This is a genomic window from Marinobacter sp. L-80, assembly GCF_056859395.1.
Genome location: NZ_JBSXOI010000002.1, coordinates 1 through 3,991 on the forward strand (window position 1 = coordinate 1; position 3,991 = coordinate 3,991).

Here is a 3,991-nt window from a genome sequence, read left to right on the forward strand (position 1 = left end):
ATCCAACAGGCCTCAAAGAAATGGACCATGCCGATCCGTGATTGGAAGCCGGCATTGAATCGCTTTATTATCGAATTCGGTGACCGCCTGGACGGCCACCTGTAATGGGGTGGGCAGTTACACAGATTTATTTACAGGCTCATCGGCTAAAACTGCGCTTAAAGCCTGCAATAACAGAGCCTTAAGCGATATAATGGCACCTGACATCCATTCACCCAGTCAGTGCATTTGGCTCATGCGTACTTTCACTCTCCAGCAATCCCGAACCGAAGTCTATACACCCCATGGCGGACTGGCCTTGATAGGCCATTGTCTGAACCGGCACACGTCGCTGATCAAAACCGCTCGCACGGTCGTCAAGCGCCACGGCATTCCAAACATCGAGCTGATCCGCACCTACCTTGGCCTGATCACGCTGGGCAAGAGTGACTTCGAGGCGGTCGAGCCGGTACGCACGGATCCATTCTTCAAAACCGCCATGGGCATCAAGCAGTCGCCATCGTCAGCCCGCTTGCGGCAACGGTTTGATGAAGATGCCCGAGCCCTGACGCCGCTTTTGGATGATGCCAGCGTTGAGTTTCTTCAGTCCATCGAAGCCCCGGTATCACCTCTGGCGATGGGTCACGTTGCCCTGGATATGGACGTCTTTCCCATGGACAACAGCCAGACCCGCAAAGAGGGTGTCAGCTACACCTACAAGGGCTACGACGGCTACGCACCGATAGCGGCCTATCTGGGCCAGGAAGGCTGGTGCCTGGGCTGCGAACTGCGCCCTGGCAGCCAGCACGCCAATAATGGGTTTCTCGATACCCTCAAGCGGGTTTTACCCCGGGCCCGGGCACTGACGGACAAGCCCATCCTGCTGCGCCTGGACAGCGCACACGATGCCCGTGACAATCGCGACTTTCTGCGCGAGCAGAAGCAGGTCGACTTCCTGATCAAGTGGAATCCCCGCAAGCAGGATCCCCTGGCCTGGGCGGAGAAGGCCCAGGCTCAGAAAGCCTGGACACTGGACCGCAACGGCAAGATGGAGGCGGTTTTATCGGAAAACCTGTCGGACGAGCCCGGGTTGCGCCAGATCGTTAAAGTCACGGTGCGCACCAGCGATGCCGGTGGCCAGCTGTATCTGGAGCCGGAGGTCAGTCTTGAAGGCTGGATTACCTCCTTGCCAGCCGAGGTGGCCGATGAACAACAAATCATGGCGTTTTACAGCGATCACGCCACCAGTGAGCAATTCCACAGCGAGTTCAAAACCGACCTGGATCTGGAGCGCCTGCCGTCCGGCAAGTTCGACACCAACAACCTGGTCATGGCCTTCGCAACACTGGGATATAACGTGCTGCGCTGGATGGGCCTGAGACTGACTGGCCCGGATGCGCCAGTGCGCCACCCGGCTAAACGCCGCCGCCTGAGAACCGTGATGCAGGAGCTGATGACCATGGCCTGTCGCCTGGTACACAGTGGCCGACAGTGGGTTCTGCGCTTTGGTCGACACTGTCCGGGCTTTGCCGTTTACCGCGACCTCTACGAAGGAATCGCCGCCTCCGGATAGGCTCGTTCGGCAGTGACCGCATCATCTTAAAACCACCCGGGAAACCATACCGGGGCAATCCGCTATTGCCTAACGACCATGGTTTGATCAAAAAGCAGCCAAATCCTGGTCTCTGGTCGACTTCAGGCTGCGCGTTTCAGGCACTCGCAACCTATTTTTCGACAATTGATGGCTCCCGTTAGCGCCGATGGCGATTTGCGGGGTATATTCGCCTGCAAAGTCACTGATTCAGGCAAGTCTTTTGCCTATGACCTCAGCTAACCAGTGGGTGAAGCTGACCGCTACTAAGCTGCGCTCCGTATCGGCAGCTTACCCAGGGCGTTAGACATCTATGGTCTGTTTTATGGAAGTGTGGGTCTCTCCAATTAAGGACGTTATTGTTGCATTGGCCGCGATCATTGGGGCGGGTGTTGCTGTTATTGGTTTATCCACATGGAGGCGCCAGCTTCAAGGAACTGCACAATATGAGCTCGCCCGACGCTTGCTAAAAGAGGTTTACCAGTTTCGTGAGGCGCTTCAATCCGTTCGGTTTCCGTTCATCGCGTTGAAAGAGATGGAGTTGTCAGACGATGAAGGGCCTCCACCAGCAAATGACAAAGACAGGCGCCATAGAGAATTAGCAAAGGCATATCAGAACAGATATGACCGGGTGTACGATGCCAGGAACGCTCTTGAGGCGACCTTACTTGAAGTTGAGGTACTTTGGGGTGCTGAGCTAGTCGAGAAGGTTCGAAAACTATATAGCTGGGACGGGGAGCTTTACGCCGCAATCATGGATCATTTAGATACAATTATGTCGGACGCTCCTCGCGGAGGTAGAAGTTTAGAAGACATACGGCGGACAAGAGAAACCATAAATTCCCGCGGCAACAGGAAAGAAGATAAATTTTTGAGTGGCCTGCAAAGTGATATTCAACAGATAGAAATGGAACTAAAACCGCATCTTAAGCGAGCTGTCTAACCAGTCGTTCCAGTTCGTTTTGGGCCTGGCGGCCCTCCACCGGACGCCCTTATCAGGGCGCCGCTGAACCAAAGCGTGTGTGCCGGGCATGGCACAGAACTAGGGAGGTGAAAGTCCTCCTGCCAGGTGTTCGCAGAGCCGAAGGCTAGGAGAAGGGCAAGGGCGTCATCGCGAGGTGGGGTCTGAAGGAAGCCCAATCCAAAGCGGCGGGACGACGAACAGGAACCCGATACGAGGTGTGGTACATCCGGGGCGAGCGGGCACGTGACCGCGAAGCCCTCCTTCTGCGACTGGGGTGTACTTTATAAATCGGGCGTTCACGTCGTGAAAGCTCTGTGCCTTACCCCGGGAGGTCTGCCACGTGTGGACGGACCCACTGAGAGACGAGCGATCGTCTCTGATCGCGTGGCAGAAATCAGCAGAGGGCATAGTAGGTTCGCCCGTGAACCGAAGGCCCGAACAGAGACAGGAGTCGAGAGTCCGTGCAGGGAAACGGGATGGCATCCGCAAAGCAGCTAGCGCTGCCCCTGGAGTCTCCAGGGGATGAACCCGTTGCCGGAAACCGGGAAGGCTCGCACTCCGTTCAACCCTCACCGTGGATGGCGCGTGTGTTGAGCAGGGACAACCTCAATCGCGCCCTGAAACAGGTTCGACGTAACAAGGGAGCGCCGGGCATCGACGGCATGACCGTGGATGAGTTGCCGGATTATCTGCGCCAACACTGGCCCGAGATCCGGCAGCAACTGCTCCAGCAGACCTACCGACCAAAACCGGTCCGGCGGGTTACCATCCCCAAAGCCAACGGCGGTTCCCGCCCTCTGGGCATTCCAACGGTGCTGGATCGCTTTATCCAGCAAGCAATCGCTCAGGTTATCCAGCAGGACTGGGAACCGCGCTTCCACCCACACAGCTACGGCTTCCGTCCGGGACGCTCTGCGCATCAAGCGGTCCGATACGGACAGCGCTGCGCCCGGGAAGGTCGCAACTGGGTGGTGGATCTGGACCTGGAAGCCTTCTTTGACCGGGTAAACCATGATCGCCTGATGGCACGTCTGAAACGGCACACGCCGGACAGGCCGATGCTCAGGTTGATCAACCGGTACCTGAAGGCAGGTGTACAGATCGACAGCCGCAAAACACCAACACCCGAGGGCGTACCACAAGGCGGGCCACTATCTCCGGTGTTGGCGAATGTGATGCTGGATGAACTGGATTGGGAGCTGGAGCGGCGCAACCTGCGCTTCGCCCGCTACGCGGATGACTGCCAGATCTACGTGGGCAGTCACCGCGCAGGCGAGCGGGTGATGGTGAGTCTGACGCGCTTTATCGAGGACTCGCTGAGGCTCACAGTGAATACACGAAAGAGCGCGGTAGACCGGCCCTGGAAGCGCAGCTTCCTGGGCTTCACCCTCAGCCGGAAAGGGCAGCGATTGAAAGTGGCTGACAAAGCCATCACCAAGCTGAAAACCCAGATCCGG

General features: G+C 57.3%; 3 protein-coding genes. All 3 read left to right on the forward strand.

What is annotated here, in order from left to right; genetic code table 11:
• The first annotated feature begins 235 nt into the window (after positions 1–235).
• Positions 236–1,552, forward strand: coding sequence for an IS1380 family transposase (locus tag AC13E3_RS00040; protein WP_348293917.1), 1,317 nt, complete (start codon positions 236–238; stop codon positions 1,550–1,552).
• Between the two features lie 343 nt (positions 1,553–1,895).
• Entirely contained in the window at positions 1,896–2,513 is a 618-nt protein-coding gene (locus tag AC13E3_RS00045; protein ID WP_146083403.1) for a hypothetical protein, read from the forward strand.
• Between the two features lie 497 nt (positions 2,514–3,010).
• On the forward strand, positions 3,011–3,991 hold a 981-nt coding region (ltrA, locus tag AC13E3_RS00050), incomplete at its 3' end, for a group II intron reverse transcriptase/maturase (RefSeq protein WP_482901550.1).

Bases quoted from the DNA above. Each gene is read 5' to 3' on its own strand.
- AC13E3_RS00040 (WP_348293917.1), top strand. From the start codon at position 236: ATGCGTACTTTCACTCTCCAGCAATCCCGAACCGAAGTCTATACACCC.
- AC13E3_RS00045 (WP_146083403.1), top strand. From the start codon at position 1,896: ATGGAAGTGTGGGTCTCTCCAATTAAGGACGTTATTGTTGCATTGGCC.